18 protein-coding genes are annotated in these 21,248 nt (G+C 64.8%); 3 read left to right on the plus strand and 15 right to left on the minus strand.

The window, feature by feature from the left end:
- The first annotated feature begins 303 nt into the window (after positions 1-303).
- Positions 304-3,132, plus strand: coding sequence for an apolipoprotein A1/A4/E domain-containing protein (locus NDB2M4_RS09300; RefSeq protein WP_244536116.1), 2,829 nt, complete (start codon positions 304-306; stop codon positions 3,130-3,132).
- Positions 3,133-3,139: 7 nt separating this feature from the next.
- Entirely contained in the window at positions 3,140-4,129 is a 990-nt protein-coding gene (gene dgcA / locus NDB2M4_RS09305; RefSeq protein WP_072373719.1) for an N-acetyl-D-Glu racemase DgcA, read from the plus strand.
- Here dgcA and NDB2M4_RS09310 read toward each other — a convergent pair.
- The 7 genes from NDB2M4_RS09310 to NDB2M4_RS09345 all read right to left on the minus strand — a co-directional run bounded on the left by NDB2M4_RS09310 (position 4,098) and on the right by NDB2M4_RS09345 (position 13,568).
- On the minus strand, positions 4,098-5,360 hold the full coding sequence (locus NDB2M4_RS09310; RefSeq protein WP_072373722.1) for an MFS transporter: 1,263 nt from the start codon (positions 5,358-5,360) through the stop codon (positions 4,098-4,100). The genes dgcA and NDB2M4_RS09310 overlap by 32 nt on opposite strands.
- Before the next feature lie 290 nt (positions 5,361-5,650).
- Positions 5,651-6,490 (minus strand): bifunctional hydroxymethylpyrimidine kinase/phosphomethylpyrimidine kinase, encoded by an 840-nt coding sequence (gene thiD, locus NDB2M4_RS09320; protein ID WP_072374954.1) that lies wholly within the window; start codon positions 6,488-6,490, stop codon positions 5,651-5,653.
- A gap of 13 nt (positions 6,491-6,503) precedes the next feature.
- Entirely contained in the window at positions 6,504-7,325 is an 822-nt protein-coding gene (locus tag NDB2M4_RS09325; protein WP_072373728.1) for a cytochrome c biogenesis CcdA family protein, read from the minus strand.
- Between the two features lie 148 nt (positions 7,326-7,473).
- Entirely contained in the window at positions 7,474-8,682 is a 1,209-nt protein-coding gene (locus NDB2M4_RS09330; RefSeq protein ID WP_072373731.1) for a phosphoglycerate kinase, read from the minus strand.
- Positions 8,683-8,692: 10 nt separating this feature from the next.
- Positions 8,693-10,708: a transketolase gene (gene tkt / locus NDB2M4_RS09335; RefSeq protein WP_072373734.1), complete on the minus strand. Its 2,016-nt coding sequence runs from the start codon at positions 10,706-10,708 to the stop codon at positions 8,693-8,695.
- 125 nt (positions 10,709-10,833) lie between these two features.
- Positions 10,834-11,736: a PfkB family carbohydrate kinase gene (locus NDB2M4_RS09340; RefSeq protein WP_072373737.1), complete on the minus strand. Its 903-nt coding sequence runs from the start codon at positions 11,734-11,736 to the stop codon at positions 10,834-10,836.
- Positions 11,733-13,568, minus strand: a complete 1,836-nt coding sequence (locus tag NDB2M4_RS09345) for a cation:proton antiporter domain-containing protein (protein WP_072373739.1) — start codon at positions 13,566-13,568, stop codon at positions 11,733-11,735. The genes NDB2M4_RS09340 and NDB2M4_RS09345 overlap by 4 nt, the downstream gene beginning before the upstream one ends.
- Positions 13,569-13,944: 376 nt before the next feature.
- On the opposite strand from NDB2M4_RS09345, the gene NDB2M4_RS09350 reads away from it, so the two are divergent.
- Positions 13,945-14,184 carry a hypothetical protein gene (locus NDB2M4_RS09350; RefSeq protein ID WP_072373742.1) on the plus strand — a complete coding sequence of 80 codons (240 nt, stop codon included), beginning with the start codon at positions 13,945-13,947 and terminating at the stop codon, positions 14,182-14,184.
- 43 nt (positions 14,185-14,227) lie between these two features.
- On the opposite strand, the gene kdsA is transcribed toward NDB2M4_RS09350, so the two are convergent.
- From kdsA to tpiA, 8 genes are all read right to left on the minus strand, one after another.
- Entirely contained in the window at positions 14,228-15,106 is an 879-nt protein-coding gene (gene kdsA, locus NDB2M4_RS09355; RefSeq protein WP_072373744.1) for a 3-deoxy-8-phosphooctulonate synthase, read from the minus strand.
- A 123-nt stretch (positions 15,107-15,229) separates the two neighbouring features.
- Complete coding sequence (locus NDB2M4_RS09360; protein ID WP_210186534.1) at positions 15,230-15,484, minus strand: GlsB/YeaQ/YmgE family stress response membrane protein; 255 nt, start codon at positions 15,482-15,484, stop codon at positions 15,230-15,232.
- Between the two features lie 344 nt (positions 15,485-15,828).
- Complete coding sequence (locus NDB2M4_RS09365) at positions 15,829-16,167, minus strand: P-II family nitrogen regulator (protein WP_072373750.1); 339 nt, start codon at positions 16,165-16,167, stop codon at positions 15,829-15,831.
- A 319-nt stretch (positions 16,168-16,486) separates the two neighbouring features.
- Positions 16,487-18,115, minus strand: coding sequence for a CTP synthase (locus NDB2M4_RS09370; protein ID WP_072373753.1), 1,629 nt, complete (start codon positions 18,113-18,115; stop codon positions 16,487-16,489).
- Positions 18,116-18,224: 109 nt separating this feature from the next.
- A complete protein-coding gene (locus NDB2M4_RS09375; RefSeq protein ID WP_139247177.1) occupies positions 18,225-18,749 on the minus strand; it encodes a CC0125/CC1285 family lipoprotein in 525 nt (174 codons plus the stop codon).
- Positions 18,750-18,851: 102 nt separating this feature from the next.
- Positions 18,852-19,241 carry a preprotein translocase subunit SecG gene (secG, locus tag NDB2M4_RS09380; RefSeq protein WP_072373759.1) on the minus strand — a complete coding sequence of 130 codons (390 nt, stop codon included), beginning with the start codon at positions 19,239-19,241 and terminating at the stop codon, positions 18,852-18,854.
- A 105-nt stretch (positions 19,242-19,346) separates the two neighbouring features.
- Positions 19,347-20,309, minus strand: coding sequence for a hypothetical protein (locus NDB2M4_RS09385; RefSeq protein WP_072373762.1), 963 nt, complete (start codon positions 20,307-20,309; stop codon positions 19,347-19,349).
- Between the two features lie 74 nt (positions 20,310-20,383).
- Positions 20,384-21,145 (minus strand): triose-phosphate isomerase, encoded by a 762-nt coding sequence (tpiA, locus tag NDB2M4_RS09390; protein ID WP_072373765.1) that lies wholly within the window; start codon positions 21,143-21,145, stop codon positions 20,384-20,386.
- Positions 21,146-21,248: the final 103 nt, after the last annotated feature.

Below are 21,248 nucleotides of genomic sequence, written 5' to 3' on the forward strand. Positions count from 1 at the left end.
ACGCAAAACGACCATCGAGCGTCACACACAGCTTATAAGTGCCGGTAAATTGCGCCACTTCAACTTGAGCATTAACCTTCGGGCGAATCGCGCGCTGTGAGTGCGCCGGAATCGGCAGGCGGAATGCACCTTTCTTTCGCCCCAAAATCCGGCCAAGCGTTGTAGTGACGGGTGGAATGGCTTTTCTGTTGCGGCCGCAGGGGTTGGCTCCCGAGGGATGGAGCTGAGCGCCGCTCTGAAATGGCCTGCGGACTCCCGTCGAACGCGTGCTCTTTTGAACCGGGGTGAGGAGACGCGTCAGGCATGGACGGGGCGATGGCGCAGGACAAGAACACGCTCGACGAGCATGAGGACGATGCCCGTTCCGAGCCATCTTTGTTGCTACCTGCTGACGGAACCGCGTCGTCTTCGGCTATCGGCCCGGCCGAACCTTCATTCGGCCAGTCCCCGCCCCCTATCCAGCTTCTTCCGCCGCCCCTTCCCGGCAGCGCCGCTCCCCGCACCGATTTCATTCCCCAGAGCGATTTTATTCCCCAGAGCGCCCCGCCGGCAGCGCCGCCGCAGTTGCCGCCCGAGGAGCAATCGCTGTTGGAGCCGCCGGCTTCTTCCGACGATGATGACGAGGAGAGCGCCGAACCCGGCACAGGTGCACCGCGTCGCCGCATGGCGCGCCGCCGTCCCGCCGGACCTTCGCGCAATCGGATCGCTGCTAACGATGACGGCCCCTCCATCGGCGGTCTCATCTTCGCGCTTCAGCAGAAACCATCCAACGCGCCGTTCAAATTCGCCGCCATCGCCAGCGGTATCTGGGGCGTGCTCGGCTCCGCATTCGCGATTGCTTCGGTCATCACCGACAGCAGTGGCGCAAGCACCCTCGAGTTGCTGACGCGCCCTACCGCATTCCTCACACTGGCTGCGATCATCGTACCCATTGGCCTGCTCTGGCTCATGGCGCTGCTGGCTTGGCGCACTGAGGAGCTGCGTCTGCGCTCTTCCACCATGACCGAGGTTGCCATCCGCCTCGCCGAGCCCGACCGGCTCGCGGAGCAGAATGCAGCTTCCCTCGGCCAGGCCGTGCGCCGGCAGGTCGGCTTCATGAACGACGCCGTCTCGCGCGCACTCGGCCGCGCCGGCGAGCTGGAAGCCATGGTCCACAACGAGGTCTCTGTGCTCGAGCGCTCCTATGAGGAGAACGAGCGCAAGATCCGCGGATTGATCTCCGAGCTGTCGGGCGAGCGCCACGCGCTCGTCAATACGTCCGACCGCGTCACCGAAAGCCTGATGCGCCTCGGCAGCGAGATCCCCACCCTCATCGAGAAGCTGTCGGAACAGCAGGTCAAGCTGGCGCAGGTCATCGAGGGCGCAGGTGAAAACCTCACCATGCTCGAGACCTCGCTCGCCACCAGCGTCGGCAGTCTCGAAACTTCGGTCGGCAATCGCACCGAGCAGTTGCAGACCGTCCTGCACGACTACACCACCGCCCTTGCCGACGCCCTCGGCAGCCGCACCGAGGAACTGCAAACCACCTTCGACAGCCAGCTCCTGCAGCTCGATTCCTCGCTCGCCAACCGCACCGAGAACCTGCAGACCGTCTTCGAGGAATACGCCCGCGCCCTCGACGCCGCGCTCGCCAATCGCGCTCAGGCGCTCGATTACCAGCTCGTCGAACGCACCCGCTCCCTCGACGAAGCCTTCGGCGAACGCCTGCGCATGTTCGATGAATCCATCATGCGCTCGACGCAGGCCATCGATTCCGCCGTCGTCGACAAGACCCAGGCGCTCACCAACGCCCTCGACGCGCATGCCATCAGCTTCCGCGAAACCATCGGCAAGCAGGCGACCGACCTCGACGAAGCGCTCATGCACGGCATCAACTCGGTTCGCCGCGCGTCCGAGAACATTTCGCGCCAGTCCATCAAGGCAATGGAAGGCCTCGCCAACCAGTCCGAGCTTCTGAAGAGCATTTCCGAGAACCTGCTCGGCCAGATCGGCGGCATCACTGGTCGTTTCGAGAACCAGGGCCAGCAGATCATGAAGGCGGCCAACGCGCTCGAAACCGTCAACTTCAAGATCGACAAGACGCTGCAGACGCGCCACGCCGAGCTGAACGAAACACTGGACCGGCTGTCCGGCAAGGCAGACGAGTTCTCCAACTTCGTCGGCGATTACTCCACCTCGATCGTCGGCTCGCTCACCGATGCCGACCAGCGCGCCCGCAACGAGCTGGAGCGCATGCGCGCCTCGGCCGCCGCCGAGAGCGAGCGCACCCTGGAAGATCTGCGCAACCGCCTCAACGTGGTGTCATCCGCCGTCACCAGCGAGCTAGGCTCGCTCACCAACCGTTTCACCGAGACGTCCGAAGAGATGCGCCAGCAGGCGACGCGCACCGCCGCGGAAATCGCCGCCGAGCAGCAGCGTCTGCGCAGCGAGATGGAGCGCCTGCCGGTCACCGCGCAGGAAAGCTCCGAAGGCATGCGCCGCGCTCTCCAGGATCAGATCAAGGCGCTCGACCAGCTGTCCCAGCTCGCCGCACGCACTGCGACGCAGCGCGACGTGGTACCCCCGCCGCCGCTGCACGCCGAGACGATTCAGCCCGCACCCCAACCGCCGCGCCGCTCGCCGCATGAGCAGGCCCGCTCTATCACTTCTCTTTCCTCGACCATCGCCCAGGAACTCGGCAACCGTCAGCGCCAGCGCGCTCCGGTCCCCGATGTCCGCGAAGGCTGGTCGCTCGGAGACCTGCTTGCACGCGCCTCTCGCGACGAGGAAGCGCAGGCCGCCGCGCACAACGCGCCACCCGCATTCAATCTCGATCTAGAAGCCATCGCCCGTGCGCTCGACCCGGCAACCGCAGCCGCGATCTGGTCGCGCATCCGCTCCGGCCAGCGCGGCGTCATGGTGCGCAGCATCTACGGCAACGAGGGCCGCATGCTGTTCGACGATGTGGCCCATCGCTGCCGCACCGACGGCGACCTGCTGAACGCGGTCAACCGCTATCTGTCCGATTTCGAGCGCATCGTCGGCGAGTCGGATCAGCGCGATCCGAGCGGCCGCCTCTCGCAGGGTCAGCTCGTTTCCGACACCGGCCGCGTCTATCTGTTCCTCGCCCACGCTGCCGGCCGCCTCGGCTGAGATCGGCATGGCCGGACCTGATACGCCCGCGCAACTGATCGAGGCCCGCGCCGAAGCTTGGCCGCTCGCCAAACCGTTCGTCATTGCCCGCGGCGCCAAGACCGAAGCCCACGTGATCGTCGCCGAAGTCAGGGCGGCCGGCCACAAGGGCATCGGCGAGGCCGTGCCCTACGCCCGCTATGGCGAGACCGTCGACGCCTCCGTCGCTGCCCTCAAAGGCGTGACGGGCCCTCTGACCCGCGCGAAACTGACAGAGCTCCTGCCGCCTGGCGCCGCCCGCAACGCAGTGGATTGCGCCCTCTGGGATCTCGAAGCCAAGCTCGCCCATAAGCGCGCCTGGGAGCTGGCCGGCCTCCCCGCCCCGCAACCGGCAATGACGTGTTACACGCTGAGCCTCGGCGACCCCGACCAGATGGCCACTGATGCGAGAGCCGTCCCCCACCTCAAGTTGCTCAAGCTGAAGCTCGGTGGGGCCGGTGATGACGCCCGCATGGCCGCCGTGCGCGCAGCACGCCCCGACGCGCGCATCGTGGCCGACGCCAACGAGGCCTGGCATCCCGACCAGCTCGCAGCCTTCCTCGCCGCCGCCAAGACCGCCGAGGTCGAACTGATCGAGCAGCCCTTGCCCGCGGGAGCAGACGAGGCCCTGGCCCATATCGACCGCGTGGTTCCCGTATGCGCCGACGAAAGCGCCCACACCAGCGCCGACCTGCCCGGCCTCGCGAACCGCTACGACGCCGTCAACATCAAGCTCGACAAGACTGGCGGCCTCACCGAGGCCCTCGTCATGGCCAAGGCCGCCAAGGCGCAAGGCTTCCGCATCATGATCGGCTCGATGGTGGCGACCTCACTTGCCGCCGCTCCGGCCATGCTGCTGGCCGGCTACGCGGACTGGGTCGATCTCGACGGGCCCCTGCTCCTCGCCCGCGACCGCTCCCCGCCCCTCGCCATCGAGGACGGTTGGATCAGCCCGCCCGAGCCGGAGCTGTGGGGCTGACCCGGCCCGATTCGCCGCCCTCGCCCCATAGAGGCTCCCCATCCCAACGCCGCGCCGCCAAGACGGCCGCAGCGCACCCGGCTATCGCCACGATCGTCGGCACGAGGAACACCAAGCCACCGATCCGGCCATAGAGGGCTCCCGAGATGAGCCCGACCACGCCGACCATCAGCCCCGCCGCAATCGTCGAATAGAGCGCCTGCGCGCTGCCCATCCCCGCATGCGGCACAGCCCGGCTGATGAACAGAATGGCCCCCAGATGCGAAGCGCCATAAGTGAGCGCATGCAGGGCCTGCAGTGGCACCAGCAGCGCCAGCGGCGGATCGAGCGCCATCGCTCCCCAACGCACCACGGACGCAACCGCCCCGGCGACAATGAGCTGTAGCGGACTGAACCGCCGCACGATCGGCGCGGAGAACGCGAACAGCAGCACCTCGGCGAACACGCCAATCGCCCACAGCGTACCCACCCACACCGCTGGCAGCCCCTGCGACTGCCAATAGAGCGCCCCGAAAGTGTAGAACGTAGCGTGTGCCCCGTGCGTGCAGCCGATCGCCACCAGGAACAGCAAGAATACCGGCGAGCCGACCAGGCGCGCCACCGACGACGACCGCCAGGCGAATCGTCCCGGAACGCTGCCCGCTGCCCCTTCATCGCTTCGCGGCAGAAAATGCGCGGCGACGACGGTCAGTAGCACGGCAAAGCCGATCAGCCAGAGCGCGACCCCACCCCCCGACGCCTCGATGGCGAGCCCGCCGGCAAAGTTGGCGATGATGAAGGTTACCGACCCCCACAGCCGCATCCGCCCGTAATCGAGCCCTTCGCGGCGCACCCCGCGTACCGCCATGGTCTCGACCAGCGGCAGCATCGTCCCATTGCACATCAGGAAGGCGACACCGAGCACCAGGATCGGCCCGTAGCCCGCTGCCATCGAAAGCCCGAGCACCATGGCCATCGCCATCCACGCCAGCACCACGACCACCCGGCGATAGTCGCCGAGCCGGTCGGCCAGCATGCCCACCCCCGGCGTCACCAGCACGCGCAGAAACAGCGGCGCCGCGGTAACCGTCGATATCTCCAGCGGGTCGAGGCCGCGCGTATGCAGCCATACGGGGAAGTACGGAACCACGACGCCGTACGTGAGGAACAGCGCGCCGAAGAACGACGCGATCCTGAGCCCTGTTGGCCCCGCGGTCGCTCCTCCGCCGAGAAGATAGTAAAGCGCGCGCATGCGTTTGCCCGGGCGCCCTGTTGATCGACGCTTTTTGGAACTGTTCTAGTCGAGCAGAAATTGCGCGACTACGCTTGCTTCAGCGCAAAAAGAAACCGGTCCGGAAAGGTCCGGACCGGTTCTTCAGCCAAGTCGGGCAGGCGCCCCTAATCGCCAACCCGACGCTCCCCCCGGAGCTCGAAAACGACGCCACAGCATCGCGTTGCCCAAATTTGTTACAGAAGCTCGGGCTGCCTGCAAGGGGTCAGAACAATATTCAGCTAACGACGATGCAGTAGCGCCACACGCATTCACCTTGGTTCCAATTTCTGCGTCCCGCCAATCGCATACAGATGATCGACCGGTCCTGCCCCTTCGCCGACAATCATGTCCGCGCCAGCTGCCAATGCGCCGTACACAAACTCTTTCGCAGCGCGCACTGCATCAGAAAGCGGCAGTCCTCGTGCGAGATGCGCGGCGATCGCCGCCGAAAGCGTACAGCCTGTGCCATGCGCATTTCGCGTTGCAATGCGCGGATGTGCAATGCGCAACGCTGGCGCGTTCGCTTGCACCAGGATGTCGACCGCTTCATCGCCCGACGCGTGCCCGCCCTTCATCAGCACTGCCTTCGCACCGAGGATGGCGAGCGCGCGCCCTTGCGCTTCCATCTCCGCCTCGCTGCACGCGATCTCGCCACCGAGCAGCGTTGCAGCTTCGGCAAGATTGGGCGTGATGATATCGGCCAGCGGCATCAGCACATCGCGGACTGCGCTCACCGCGTCCGGCGCCAGCAGCATGTCTCCGCTCGTCGCCACCATCACCGGATCGACGACGAGCGCATGCAGGTCGTGTCTTTTCACACCTTCGGCAACCGCAAGCACGGTCGCGCGATCACCCAGCATTCCCGTCTTCGTCGCGACGATATTGAGATCGGATGCAACCGCATCGATCTGCTGCGCCACGAAAGACGGCGGCACGGAAAGGATCGCCGACACGCCACGCGTATTCTGCGCAGTCAGCGCCGTCAGCACGCTCGCGCCATACACGCCGAGCACCGTGAATGTCTTGAGGTCGGCTTGTATGCCGGCCCCGCCCGATGAATCGGAACCGGCAATCGTCAGCGCGGCGGGAAGCTTTGCGCGCGTTGTCATAATCGGCAGCGCCTCACTGTTGCGGCGCACTCTTCTGCATGATCTGCGAGCCCAGATCCTTCGGCGTCACCAGCTCTTCGATCTGCGTCAGCGCCGGGAAGTGATCCAGCAGCCAGCTTCCGAACCAGTTGATCGAGCCGGAGAAGAACAGAATGCCCGTCAGCACCAGAAATGCACCCATCGCCTTCTCCACCTTATCGAGATGGCGGCGGAAGCGCTGCATGAAACCGAGGAACGGCCGCACGGCAATCGCCGCCAGCATGAACGGAATGCCCAGTCCGAGCGAATAGACGAACAGCAGTTTCACGCCCATCGACAGGCTGCCTTCGTTCGCCGCCACCGCGAGCACGGTCGCCAGCACCGGCCCGATGCAAGGCGTCCACCCGAACGCGAATGCCAAGCCGATGATGTAGGAGCCCAGATAGCTGACGCCATGGCTGTGCGAATGGTGATAGCGGGCTTCCTTGTAGAGCATGTTGATGCGAAACAGCCCAAGGAAGTGCAGGCCGAACAAGATGATCACGATCCCGGCGATGATCTCTAGCTCGCGCTTATAGGTCTGGATAAACTGCCCAGCCAGTGATGCTCCCGCACCAAGGCTCACGAACACCGTCGTAAAACCGGCAACGAACAGCAACGCGGCGACGATCACCCGCTGCCATACGTGCTTGGGAACGCCGCCCTCAGCGGTGAACTCATCAATCGTGGTGCCGCCGAGATAGCTGAGATACGGCGGAACCAGCGGCAGCACGCACGGCGACAGGAAGCTGACGAGCCCCGCCAGCGCCACGCCGAAATAGATATGCAGATCACCCATCACTTGCCCCTGGACCATGATCGTTTCGGACCATCAGTCCGGAGCGTGGATCATCGATCTCATCGTTAAGACAACGGGCGCGACAGCACGATCAGCCTTCGCGTCCGGTCAACACACGCCTTTCGGGGCGCCGCGGCCGAACGTTACGCCCCAACGGCACTCAAGCTCAACCCTGTGCCTTGATGAGGGCAGCGACACCCGGAAGCTCACGCCCCTCGAGCCACTCGAGAAATGCGCCACCTGCCGTAGAGACGTAGGTAAAATCGCCTGTGACGCCGGCTGCATTCAATGCGGCAACGGTATCGCCACCGCCCGCGACGGTCGTCAAATGGCCTTCCTTCGTCAGCCTCGCCGCCTCGCGCGCCAGCGCGAAGGTGCCCGTACCAAACGGCGGAATCTCGAATGCGCCGAGAGGTCCGTTCCAAAGCAGCGTGTGGCACTCCTTCAGCACGTCCGTCATATGCGCGACCGATTTGGGACCGACATCGAGGATCATCGCATCACTCGGCACCGCAAGCGTCGGCACCACGGCATTGGCGACACCGCTCTTGAATTCGCGCGCGATCACCGCGTCTTCCGGCAGCACCACCGCGCAGTTCTTCGCCTTCGCCTCCGCCATGATCTCGCGCGCCGTGTCGACGAAGTCAGCTTCCGCCAGCGACTGACCGATGTCGACGCCGTGCGACATCAGGAAAGTGTTCGCCATGCCGCCGCCGATGATCAGTTTGTCGACCTTGCCGATCAGATGCTTGAGGATCGGAATCTTGCTCGACACTTTCGCGCCGCCCACCAGCGCCGCCACCGGGCGCTTGGGCGCCTCCAGCACCGCACGCAGCGCACTGATCTCTTCCAGCATCAACGGTCCGGCATACGCAGGCAACAGATGCGCCAGGCCCTCGGTCGAAGCGTGCGCGCGGTGTGCCGCCGAGAATGCATCGTTGACGTAGATGTCGCCCACGCGCGCCAGCGCCGCGGCGAAAGCCGGATCGTTCTTCTCTTCGCCCTTGTGGAACCGCAGGTTCTCCAGCACTGCGATGTCACCTTCGGCAAGACCCGCCACCGTGCGCTCGACGTCATCGCCAATGCACTCCGGCATGAAGCCGACACCGCGGCCGAGCAGCTCGGACAGCTTCGCCGCCACCGGCAGCAAACTCATCTCCGGATCGGGACCATTCTTCGGCCGACCGAAATGCGAAATCACGACCACGCGTGCACCGCGCGCCGAAAGATCCTTCAGCCCGTCGAGCAGCCGCTCCAGCCGCGTCGCATCCGATACGAGCCCGTCCGCGACCGGCACGTTGAGGTCCGCCCTGACGATGACGCGTTTGCCTTTGACTTCGACGTTGGCAATCGACTTGAGGTTGGTGAGGTCCATGGCGTGCCGCTCACTTCTTGACGAGGCTGCGTGCAGCTTCCGCGACAGCGTCAGCCGTGATGCCGAAGTGCGGATAAAGCTTTCCGGCTGGTGCCGATGCGCCGAAGTCGGACATGCCGACAAAGCGGCCATTGCCGCCGAGCCACTCGTACCAGCACTGCGCGACGCCGGCTTCGACCGCAACACGCGGCTTGTCACCGAGCACACTCGCGCGGTAGCTCTCCGGCTGCGCGCGGAACAGCTCCATCGACGGCATCGACACAACCGCCGCCTTGATGCCTTCCTCGGCCAGCTTCTTGGCCGCTTCCGCCGCCAGCGCCAGCTCCGAGCCCGTACCGATCAGCGTCACGTCGCGCCCGCCTTCCGGCTCGCTCAGCACGTACGCGCCCTTCGCCGAGAGGTTCTCCGACGAAGCCGTCTTGCGTAAATTCTCGACCGCCTGCCGCGACAGCGCCAGCAGAGAGGGATTGGCATCGTGCTTCAGCGCGATCTCCCAGCACTCGGCCGTTTCCTGGCCCTCGGCCGGGCGCAACACAAGCAGATGCGGAATGGCGCGCAGCGCCGCCAGATGCTCGACCGGCTGATGCGTCGGGCCGTCTTCGCCAAGACCGATCGAGTCATGCGTCATCACGTAGATCACGCGCTGGCGCATCAGCGCCGACAGGCGGATCGAAGGCCGGCTGTAGTCGGAGAACACGAGGAACGTGCCGCCGTAGGGGATCAGCCCCCCTGACAGCGCAATGCCGTTCATCGCCGCTGCCATGCCGTGCTCGCGCACGCCGTAATGGATGTAGTTGCCGGAAAAATCGCCGGGCTGCACGTCGGTATGGTGCTTCGTGCGCGTGCCGTTGGACGGCGTGAGGTCCGCGGACCCACCAACCAGCTCCGGCAGCACCGGAGTGATTTTTTCGAGCACGAGCTGCGACCACACGCGCGTCGCCCGCTTGGACTCATCGGCAGCGAACGCCCCCTTCGCCTCCGCAATCGTCTTCTCGATTTCGCCGATCTTGTTCGCCGCTGTGGGCTCCGCCAGCGCTTCTGCCGCCGCAGATCCGGCCTTGCCGAGCTTCTGCTTCCACTCAGAATGCTCCTTGGCGCCACGCTGGCCGACGCCCCGCCACGCCATCAGCACGTGCTCGGGAATTTCGAACGGTGGATAAGGCCAGCCGAGCTTCTCGCGCGTGCCTTTGATCTCCTCTTCGCCCAGCGGCTCACCGTGCGTCGAAGACTTGCCCGCCTTGGTTGGGGCGCCATAGCCGATCGTCGTCTTGCACGCGATCAGCCACGGCTTCGAAGAATCGCCGCGCGCCTTCGCCAGCGCCGCCGAGATCGCCGCCGGATCGTGTCCATCGACGCGCACCGTGTTCCAGCCCGACGCCGCAAAGCGCGCGACCTGATCGTCGGAGACCGACAGGCTCGTCGGCCCGTCGATCGAGATCGAGTTGTCGTCCCACAGCACGATCAGCTTGCCGAGCCCGAGATGGCCCGCCAGTGAGATCGCCTCGTGGCTGATGCCTTCCATCAGGCAGCCGTCGCCGGCGACCACATAGGTGTGGTGATTGATGATGTCGTCGCCGAGCCGCGCATTCAGCATCCGCTCCGCCAGAGCCATGCCGACTGCGTTGGCGATGCCCTGGCCTAGCGGTCCCGTCGTCGTCTCGATGCCAGCTGCATGACCGTATTCCGGATGGCCCGCCGTCTTCGCGCCGAGCTGCCGGAACTGCTTCAGGTCGCCGATCTCCATCCCCGGATAGCCGGTGAGATAGAGCAGAGAATAAAGCAGCATCGAGCCGTGACCGGCCGAAAGCACGAACCGGTCCCGGTTCGGCCACTTGGGGTCGGCCGCATCGAAACGCATGGCCTCGCGGAACAAGACCGTCGCGACGTCCGCCATGCCCATCGGCATACCCGGGTGTCCCGACTTGGCAGCCTGCACGCCATCCATGGACAGCGCCCGGATCGCGCTCGCCATATCCTGGTGGCTGACCCCCTCGGCCTGGCCAGTCGTCTTTTGCGCCTCGGTCATCAATGCATCCCTGGTGGAGTCCGCCGGGAGCACCCCCGGGGCCTGGCTTTTTGGTCAGGCACGTTTAGCGAGGCCGCCGCCCCCCGTCCATGCCTAGGCGCGGGGCCGCAGCGCAGGATTCGGCCTCAATCCACACGCGCGAGGAAATCTTCCAGCTCCGCGCGTGTCGGCAGGCCCGCCCGGGCCCCGAGGCGGCGGCACTTCAGCGCCGCCGTCGCTGCGGCGATCCGCGCGCAGGCTGGCGTGTCGTACCCGCTGGCAAGTGCCCACGCGAACGCCCCATGGAAGGCATCGCCCGCCCCAGTGGTATCGACGATTTCTGCCTGGAAGGCCGGCTGGTGCCCTTGGCCTCCGTCGGCTGATAACCAGGAGTAGCCGCCCGCCCCGCGCGTCACACCGGCATGGCGCACACCCAGCGCAAGAACCTTTTCCAGTTGGGCGCCATCCTCGATCCCGGGCGCGAAAGCCTCGAGCGCCGGTTCGGAAAAGATGGCGTAGTCGGCAAGGCCGAGGAATTCCGTCAGTATCCCGCCGCCGCCCAGATCGACGTCGAGCAGGGTCGGCACCCCATGCGCGCGCGCCTCGGTGAATGCCAAGTGCGTCCCCTCCACCCACCGCAGATCGCTCATCACCGCCGCAGCGTCTTTCACGCGCTCCACCGGCAGCCAGCTTGCGTCCATCGGCATAGCGTGGTCGCGTTCTCCGATGATGAGGCGTTCCCCACCCTGGTCGACGATCACAGCCGAAGTCGATGATCGCGCGTGCTCGAAAGTGCGCACGTGCGAGATGTCGACACCCTCGGCCGCAAGAAGCTTGTGTATCCGTTCTCCGGCACTATCGCCGCCGGTGCGGCTCCAAAGCGCTACGTACCCGCCGAGCCGCGCGATCGTCGCCGCCGCATTAGCCGCCATCCCGCCGCCGCTCTCGATGTGCTCCAACGAGCGCACCTTGGTCGGCTCAGGCGGGAATGCCTCGATACGATAGACGTAGTCGAGCGCCGCGTGACCGACACAGATGACCGGCTTCACCGGGCGCCCTCCTCCGTCTTCGACAGCTCCCTGAGGCGCACTTCCTCGGCCGCATCTTCTTCAAAGAGCTTTTCCAGGGTCTTTACGTCACTGCGCGCCCGCTCGCGCAGCCTGTCGAGATCACTGGCCAGCTTGTAGTCCTCGACCAGGCGCCGCTCGTCATGCGTTCGGAAGGTATGGATGATCCGTCCCGCCTCCCGCTCCGACAAGCCGAGCCGCTTCAGAAGCTGCTTGGTGATGTCGAGCGACGACAGGAATGTCTCGCGCTGAATGTCCGTAATGCCGAGGTCCAGAAGACGATGCGCATGGTTGCGGTTGCGAGCGCGCGCAAAGATCGGCAAGTCGGGATAGCTCGAACGCACCAGTTCAGCCGTGCGCATCGAGGCTTCGACATCGTCGATCGCCAGCACCAGCGCGCGCGCCTTGTCCGCGTCTGCCGCCTCCAGAATGTCCGGCCGGCTGGCGTCACCGTAGAACGCCTGTGCGCCGAACCGGCGAACGAACTCGACCTGCTCGGCGCTGATGTCGAGAGCCGTGAACGGGATCTTCTTCGCCGTCAGGATACGCGCCACGATCTGGCCGAAGCGGCCGAACCCGGCGATGATGACGTGCCCGTCGTTGTCCGGCAGGCTGTCATAGATTGGTGCCGCGCTCTTGCGTCGCCGCGACAGCATTCCCTCGAGCTTCAGCAGGATCGGCGTCGCCGCCATCGACAGCGTCACGACGACGGTCAGCAGCTCGGTCATCTCGCTCGTCAGCGCGCCCGAGGCGTAACCGACCGTAAACAGCACGAACGCGAATTCGCCGCCCTGCGACAGGGCAATACCAAGCCGCCGCGCCGGTCCCGGCTCCAGTCCCTGGAAGCGCCCGAGCACGTAGAGCACGCCCGCCTTGATCGCCACCAGCCCCGCGACCAGGATCAGGATGATCCACGGCGCGTCGAGGAACAGGCGCACGTCGATGGTCATGCCGATGGCGGTGAAGAACAGCCCCAGCAGCAATCCTTCAAACGGCTGAATATCGGCTTCGAGCTGGTGCCGGTATGAGGATTCCGCCAGCAGTGCACCAGCGATGAACGCTCCGAGCGAGGCCGACAGTCCCGCCTGCTGCATCACGATCGTGACGCCGACCACCGTCAACAGCGCCGCCGCCGTCATCGCCTCCCGCACCCGCGTGCGCGCTACCAGCCGTAGCAAGTAGTCGAGCACGAAATGGCCGACGACGACGACCACGGCGATGAGACCGAGCCCCTTGATCACCGCCAGCACATCCTCCATCGGGGTGTGCGTCTCCGCGCCGGCAATGGCACTCACCGCAAACAGCGGCGCAAAAGCGATCAGCGGAATGGCCGCGAGGTCCTGGAACAGCAGCACTGAAAAGCCGAGCCGGCCGTGCCGCGTCTGCAGGTCGCCCGTCTCTTCCATCACCTGCAGCGCCAGTGCCGTGGAAGACAGCGCCAAGGCCAGTCCGGCAAACAGCGCGGCCTGCCAGGACAGCCCGATCAGCAGGCCGAACCCTGCCAAGAGCAGTCCCGTGATGATCACCTGTTCCGCGCCGAGCACGAACACGGCGTTGCGCATTGCCCAGAGACGTTTGGGGCGCAGCTCAAGCCCGATCAGAAACAACAACAGCACGATGCCGAACTCGGCAAAGTGCAAAATCTCCTTGGCCTTGTAGTCGGAGAACGACCAGCCGATCGTATTCGGACCCAGCAGCAGACCGACCACCAGGTAGCCGAGCACCTCGCTGATACCCAGCCACCGCGCAAGAGGTCCCGCAATCGCGAGCGCTGCCAGCAGTATCGCAACTTCGTGCAGTGATACGCCGAGCATTCCCCGCCTTCCTCGATTGCGCGCCGATGAGAAATGCCCGGCTAGCCTGTTTACGTAATTCTACGGCGCCGGCCCAGCCGACAAATCGTCTGTGTCGCCCCACGCCTAGTCCTGTCGCGCGACAGAAAAATTCGTGCTCCGCACTCATTCTCCGCCTCGTCGATCAGCGATGAATCTGCGATGCTTATGCGTCGGCTTGATTTGAATCGCGGCGGGGGCAGTGACTGCGACTCAAAGTGTTTAACCGACGCGTAACCTTAACGTCGCGTTAAGTGCTCTTTCCATACGATGAACGCGTCGGCCGTTTGTTCCGCTTCCACGGCTCGGGCAGGCGGCGCGGTCGATGTGCAGCAGCATTCAACAAGGGGGTCGCGCGATGTCTTTCGATCTCGTCATGCGTACGCTGGGGGTAGTCACCTGCCTCTATGTCGTCGCCTACTTCGTCACCACCATGAGCGTCGCAGCGCTCAATGGCGTTACCTTTAGCTCCGGACCCACCTGCGGCGAGAGCGGATGCGTGAGCATCGCAAGCACGCAGAGACCCGGCCTGCGCTACGCCTACGCAACAGACGATGCGCCGCTGTGGAGCGCCGCCTCGTTTCTCAAAATGGATTGAGCGGACCCGTCGGCGAAAGCCGTCGTAACCCACTCCGCAGACTTCAAATGGAGCGCGTGCCCTCGGCCGCGCTCCTTTGTTTTTTGGCCAGCGTGTCGAATTCCAGCAAATCCGACATCAGCGCCGAAAAATCCTTCAGCGGCACCATGTTGGGCCCATCTGACGGCGCACGATCGGGGTCCTGATGCGTCTCGATGAAAACGCCAGCGACCCCTACCGCCACCGCTGCGCGCGCCAGCACCGGCACGAAGCGGCGATCTCCACCCGAGCTCGTGCCCTGCCCGCCCGGCTGTTGCACCGAGTGCGTCGCATCGAAGATCACCGGGCAGCCCGTCTCCGCCATGATCGGCAGCGAGCGCATGTCGGCCACCAGCGTGTTGTAGCCGAACGAAGCGCCACGCTCGGTAAGCAGCACGTTGGGATTGCCGGACGCCACCAGCTTGGTGACGACGTTCTTCATGTCCCACGGCGCTAGGAACTGCCCCTTCTTCACTTTGACGACGCGCCCGGTCTGGGCGGCCGCAATGAGAAGGTCCGTCTGCCGGCATAGGAACGCCGGGATCTGCAGCACGTCGACGACCGGCGCCACGATCGCGCACTGGGCCGCATCGTGCACATCAGTGACAATCGGCAGCCCCAGGCTCTCGCGAATTTCTGCGAACACCGGCAGCGCCGCCTCGAGGCCAATGCCACGCTTGCCCGAGAGCGAGGTCCGGTTCGCCTTGTCGTAAGATGATTTGTAGATGAGGCCGAAACCCAGCTTTTCCGCGATTTCCTTCAGCGCCGAAGCCATTTCCAGCGCATGCGCGCGGCTCTCCATCTGGCAAGGACCGGCAAAGACCGCGAGCTTGGCGTCGTTCGCCACCTCGACCTGTCCGACCATAATGCGCGGGTTGGGGCGCAGGGATTCATGCTTTGTCATGGCCGCTCTATACCACACCGCCTGTGCCAAAACCGCGGCGTACCCCTAAAGCGGCCCGCCACCCATAAGCAAATGGCCGCGCCCCGAAAAGCACGGCCACTGCCAAATTTCAAAGTACCGCTGCTAGGCGACTTTGCGGACGAGCCCGATCAGCAATAGCAGGACGATCGCACCGATCGTCGCCGAAACGATAGCTCCTAGCAGGCCACTCATTCCAAAGCCGAGCTGTGGTAGCAGCCAGGCGCCGATGTACGCGCCGATGACACCGATGACGATGTTGCCCAATAGCCCGAAGCCATACCCTTTGACGAGTGTGCCGGCGAGCCAGCCGGCGATAGCGCCGATGACGAGAAAGATGATCAGTGCTTGGAGATCCAAAGGCATCGTGAAAACTCCCCTGAGCGCAATTGCTTTTATCCAGCCGTGACTGCGCCACGGCTTCGTTCAGGAGGACGTGCCTCTTCACAACGTCTACTGGAGCCCCTGCGGCGACGTCCTCCGCATTTCCCTTATCGCCCGATTCGGGCCGGGACCCCTCACAGGTCTACATCGTGTTGCAGCGGCACGACAGGATAAAAGCTCACGAAGGGTGTTTAGCGCGTGCCTGAGCAGCAACAAACCGAAGCTTTCTGCCAACTCTCGCCCCCAGGGCCCGCCGGGACCCACGCCATTAGGGCGACGCAGGATCCCGGCGAGGAGGGCGGCGTTTTCATTGCCGCCGATTAGAGAGCAGCCTCGGCAGTCTCGCCGGTGCGGATGCGGACCATCGCCTCGATCGGCGAGACGAAGATCTTGCCGTCACCGATCGAACCGGTGTTCGCAGCCTGGCGGATCGCGGCGACAACCGCATCGGCCTGGGCCGAGGCAACGGCGAGTTCGATCTTCACCTTCGGAAGCAGGTTCACGGCATATTCGGCGCCGCGATAGATTTCGGTGTGGCCCTTCTGGCGGCCGAAGCCCTTCACCTCGGTCACGGTCATGCCGTTGATGCCGAGCTTGGTCAGCGCACCACGGACGTCGTCGAGCTTGAAGGGCTTGATGATGGCGGTAACGAGCTTCATGGGGAGCACTCCTTGTGTTTGTCCCTATCGCCCTTTCGGGCATGTGCCGAAGGCCCTCGGCCGCCGGCGGTTGGTTAACGCCGTTAGTGGTAATCAATAACCATGCCAGATTGCCGACACACCAACCATGCCATTGAAAAACAATAACTAAGTCCCGCATCTGGAGAAAACAGCAGGCCTCTCCGACAGGCGAGTCGGAAAGCTCCTGATTAAAGTTTAGGCGCGCGAGTGGCGAGTAAAGAAGTCGACGGCCGCAACGCAGCGCCCAGCGTGCAGTGCATCGTTGCAGAAGCACACTGGCGCAACCACTGTTCGAAGATCAAACGAGGCGGCTCTGTTCGACGGCGGCAGCGACGAACGACCGGAACAGCGGATGCGGCTCGAACGGCCGGCTCTTCAGCTCCGGGTGATACTGTACGCCGATGAACCACGGGTGGTCGGGATACTCCACCGCTTCCGGCAGCAGCCCGTCCGGCGACAGCCCGGAGAACTTCAGGCCCGCCGCTTCCAGCCGCTCACGATACTTGGTGTTGACCTCGTAGCGATGCCGGTGCCGTTCAGAGATGTGCTGGCTGCCGTAGACCTGCGCGATATGGCTGCCCGGATTGAGCTCTGCCGGGAACGCCCCGAGCCGCATCGTGCCGCCGAGGTCACCGCCCAGGCGCCGCTGCTCCAGCTCGTTGCCACGCATCCACTCGGTCATCAGGCCGATCACCGGTTCAGGCGTGGGCCCGAACTCGGTCGAATTGGCCTCCTTGATGCCGACCAGATTACGAGCGGCTTCCAGGCAGGCCATCTGCATACCAAAGCAGATGCCGAAATAGGGAACGTTGCGTTCGCGTGCGAACTTTGCTGCGAGGATCTTGCCCTCCGAGCCGCGCTCGCCGAACCCGCCCGGCACCAAAATGCCGTTGACGCCCTCGAGGTATGGCGCCGGATCCTCGCGCTCGAAAATCTCGCTCTCGATCCATTCGATGTTGACGCGCACGCCGTTGGCGATGCCGCCGTGCACCAGCGCCTCGATCAGCGACTTATAGGCGTCCTTGAGACCCGTGTACTTGCCGACCACCGCGATGGTGACGTCGCCTTCCGGCGTCTCGATCCCGCGCGCAATGGTCTCCCAGCGCGTCAGGTCGGGCTTCGGCGCCCCTGAGATGTTGAATGCGCGCAGCACCTGTTCATCGAGGCCCTCGCGGTGATAGGCGAGCGGCACCTCGTAGATCGACGGCACGTCGAGCGCCTGGATGACGGCTTCCTCGCGCACGTTGCAGAACAGCGCGATCTTGCGCCGCTCCGACGCCGGCACAGCCCGATCCGAGCGGCACAGCAGAATGTTAGGCTGGATACCGATCGAGCGCAGCTCCTTCACGGAATGCTGCGTCGGCTTGGTCTTCAATTCGCCCGCCGACGGGATGTACGGCATCAGCGTCAGGTGAATGAAGATCGATGACAGCGGCGGCAGATCGTTGCCGAGCTGGCGGATCGCCTCGAAGAACGGCAAGCCTTCGATGTCGCCCACCGTGCCGCCGATTTCGACCAGCACGAAGTCTATGCCCTCGTTACCCGAGGTCACGAACTCCTTGATGGCGTCGGTCACGTGCGGGATCACCTGCACCGTTCCGCCCAGATACGCTCCGCGCCGCTCCTTGGCGAGGATGTCCTGGTAGATTCGGCCCGTGGTGATGTTGTCCGACTTGCGCGCAGGCACGCCGGTGAAGCGCTCGTAGTGTCCGAGATCGAGATCCGTCTCCGCGCCGTCATCGGTCACGAATACTTCGCCGTGCTGATACGGCGACATCGTGCCGGGGTCGACGTTGAGGTACGGATCGAGCTTGCGAAGCCGAACCGAGTATCCGCGCGCTTGAAGAAGCGCACCGAGGGCGGCTGACGCGAGGCCTTTTCCGAGGGAGGACACCACGCCGCCGGTAATGAAGATATACCGCTGCATGGGCCTTGAGGCTTACACGAAGGGGGCGGAGATTCGAAGCGGCATTATCGCCTCATCCCCGACGGGTAAGAAAAGATTGGAGTTTGTGGCCGGTTGTGCCCGAAATGCTTCAGGTAGCCTGGCCGCATGCCGCACGTGCTTCCTGCTCGGCCGCAGCCTTCTGGTCGGGCGGCACAACTTCGTTGTTGAGCTCACCGTTGAGGCTCTCGAAGCTCTCCTTGGCGCTGACGTAGCTCGAATCCACCGGCTCCTTCGCGTAGACCACGTCGACTAGAACGGTCTGACGGCTGCCGGGAGCGGTCGAGCCACCCTTGTAGAACTCCACCTTCTTGTCGCAGGTCACGCCATACTGGACGTTTGTGACCTTGTAGTACTTGAGCTTCTCCTCGACGCCGATCTGCGCCGCCCGGGCCATGGCGATCTTCTCGATGAGCGCTTTCGGCGTCGCCTCGGTCCCCGTCGCCTGCACCTGATATTGGGTGTCGCTGATCTTCTTCTGCGAGTAACCCGACGGCGACAGCACGTTAGAGGCGCCGAACGAGGCCACCGGCTGAAAATCCGTTCCAGCGCAGCCACCCATCAGCGCGGCGCACGGGATGATCGTCAAAAGGGCTGCGAGTTTCAATCTGGGCATGGCAGGCCACCGCTCGTTGGCAAGAATCACCAACGACTCTAGCGCGCACGCACCACCGGCATAGTGCGTCCCTGCCACAATCCAACAGAAGCGGCTTGGGCCTTAGCGGTTCTGCGGCACCGACGGTGACTGCAGCTTATCGAGAATGCCGCCACGGCCCGTTTCGGGAGCCCCCGGCGTGGTTGCCGGAGCAGGCGTGCCCGGAGCCGTCTCGCCGGCAGGCGCCGTGCTAGCGGGGACCTTGTCGAAGATGGAGCGCGCCGGTGCCGAATGCTGAGCCACCAGCGTCAGCAGAATGCTCGTCGTGAAGAAGGCAGCAGCGAGCGCAGCAGTCGTACGGGTCAGCAGATTGGCCGTACCACGGCCGGTGAGAAATCCGCCACCGCCGCCGCCACCAATACCCAGCGCGCCGCCCTCAGAGCGCTGCAGCAGCACCACGCACACGAGTGCGGATGCGATCATCAGGTGCAGAACGAGCAGTGCGGTAGCCATTGTCGATCTCTTGCAATTCGGTGGCCGCAGACGCGGTTCGACGCCTTCTATAGCAGTTGGCGCGGATGGGCTAGTAGGCAGTCCGGAAAAGACTGGATTCTCGGCTTATCTCAAGCCCGGCAGCGAAAAAGGGCTGACTTCGCTGGGTGAAACGTAAGCGCTACTAGGCGTCCGGCGGGGGTTCTTCTTTGTAGCCGCCGCGCCGACAGACGTAGAGGCCGGTGCAGCCTTAGCGGCGGTAGCAGCGCTCGGCAGCGGGCCAAGCTTGGTTACCGGAGGCCCGCCCACCGCAGCAGGCGCCGCCCGCGCGGCCACCGGTTGCTGCGGATTGGCAGCGGCGACAGCGCTGGACGTCGCTTTCTGCGGTGCTGGATGCGTGACCGCAGGCACCGCTGCGACGGGCGCCGGTTTAGAGTTGGCTGCCGGCGGGGCAGGTTTTTGCGGAACTGCGCTGAGCGCCCCCGTCTGCGGCACGCCCGACGGCCGCGGGACGGCACTTGTCGTTGCCCCGCTTGGTGGCGCCTTGGGAACAACGCCGGCAGAGGCCCCTGCACCCTTGCCGGGGACCGGCGTCTCCTTGGCGTTCCTGGTCGCCGGAGCAACCGGTGCCGGCGCCGGCCGCACCGGTGCGGTGGAGGGAGGCGAAGCGGCTGGAGATGTCACCTGGGCCTTGGGCGCAGGCGCGGCCGCACCCGGTTTCGGCGCAGGCGGCGTGGACCGCGCGTCGATCGTTGGTGCCGCGGGGTTGGTTGCCGGAGCCTGAGGCTTCTTCTTGGGAGGCAGCCCGCGTCCGCCGCAGCGGAATTCGAGCTGATCTTCGAGTTCCAGCAAACGCCGGGCGCTGCGCAATCGGTCTGGTGACATGTTTGCGAGGGCCCAGGCAGGCCCACGTTCCATTTCGGCCTTGAGGCCGTCCGCCGTCAGAGCGGTGAACTCCTGGGCAAGCCCGCCGCAGGTGTCCTTGTCGAGCTTCGACGCGGCCGCGGGGACTGCCGCGGCGACAGCCGCCAGCAGAACGACCGGCAGAAGAAACCCGGGGCGGCTTATCGAGAAAAATCTCTCGCTCATCGCTGCCTTTTGCGGCCTTCAAAACCTCACGACTTTAACATCAGTTGCCCTGATTCCCCTACCATTGCGAGAAATCAGGCTTCGTAGGCGGAAATGATGCCCAAAAAGTCAGCCGCCTTGAGGCTGGCCCCGCCGACGAGAGCGCCGTTGACGTTGTCGATCGACAGCAGCTCACGCGCATTCGACGGCTTCACCGAGCCACCATAGAGAATGCGCATCTGCGCGCCCTCCGCCCCGAATCGCCCCTCGAGCGCACCGCGGATGCTCCGATGGACCCGCGCGACATCCTCGGCCGTTGGTGTCAGCCCGGTCCCGATCGCCCATACCGGCTCGTAGGCAACGACAGTATTCGCCGCTGTTGCCCCGTCTGGCAGGGAGCCTTCGAGTTGCCGGCACACGACAGTTTCCGTAAGCCCCGCCGCCCGCTCGCCGGCCGTCTCGCCCACGCAGACGATGGCGGTCAGCCCTGCCCGGTGCGCTGCCGAAGCCTTGGCGCGCACATCTCGGTCGAGCTCCCCATGCCCGGCGCGCCGCTCCGAATGCCCGACGATGACGGCGGCAGCGCCGCAGTCGACGAGCATTTCAGCGGCGATATCCCCTGTAAAAGCTCCCGATTTCTCGCTGTGGCAGTCCTGACCGCCGGCCAGGATGCCCGAGCCTTCGAGTGCGGACGAAAGCCGTCCCAAGAGCGTCGCCGGCGGACAGATCATGACATCTGCAGCCGGTGAGCCCGAGCCCATCCCCGCACGCACGGCCTCTGCCTCAGCGAGTTGTGCCGCGAGGCCGTTCATCTTCCAGTTGCCGGCGACGAGCGGTTTTATTCGCGCCCCTGCCATCGCTCCCCCTTCCTGAAATCGCGTCCATGTTAATGATTGGCCATGCCTTTGGCTCTTTGGTGCACGGCAAACTTGCAAAGCTGCAACGGCTGCGCTTCATATC

The sequence above is a fragment of the Hyphomicrobium sp. NDB2Meth4 genome (assembly GCF_900117445.1).
Taxonomy (GTDB): domain Bacteria; phylum Pseudomonadota; class Alphaproteobacteria; order Rhizobiales; family Hyphomicrobiaceae; genus Hyphomicrobium_A.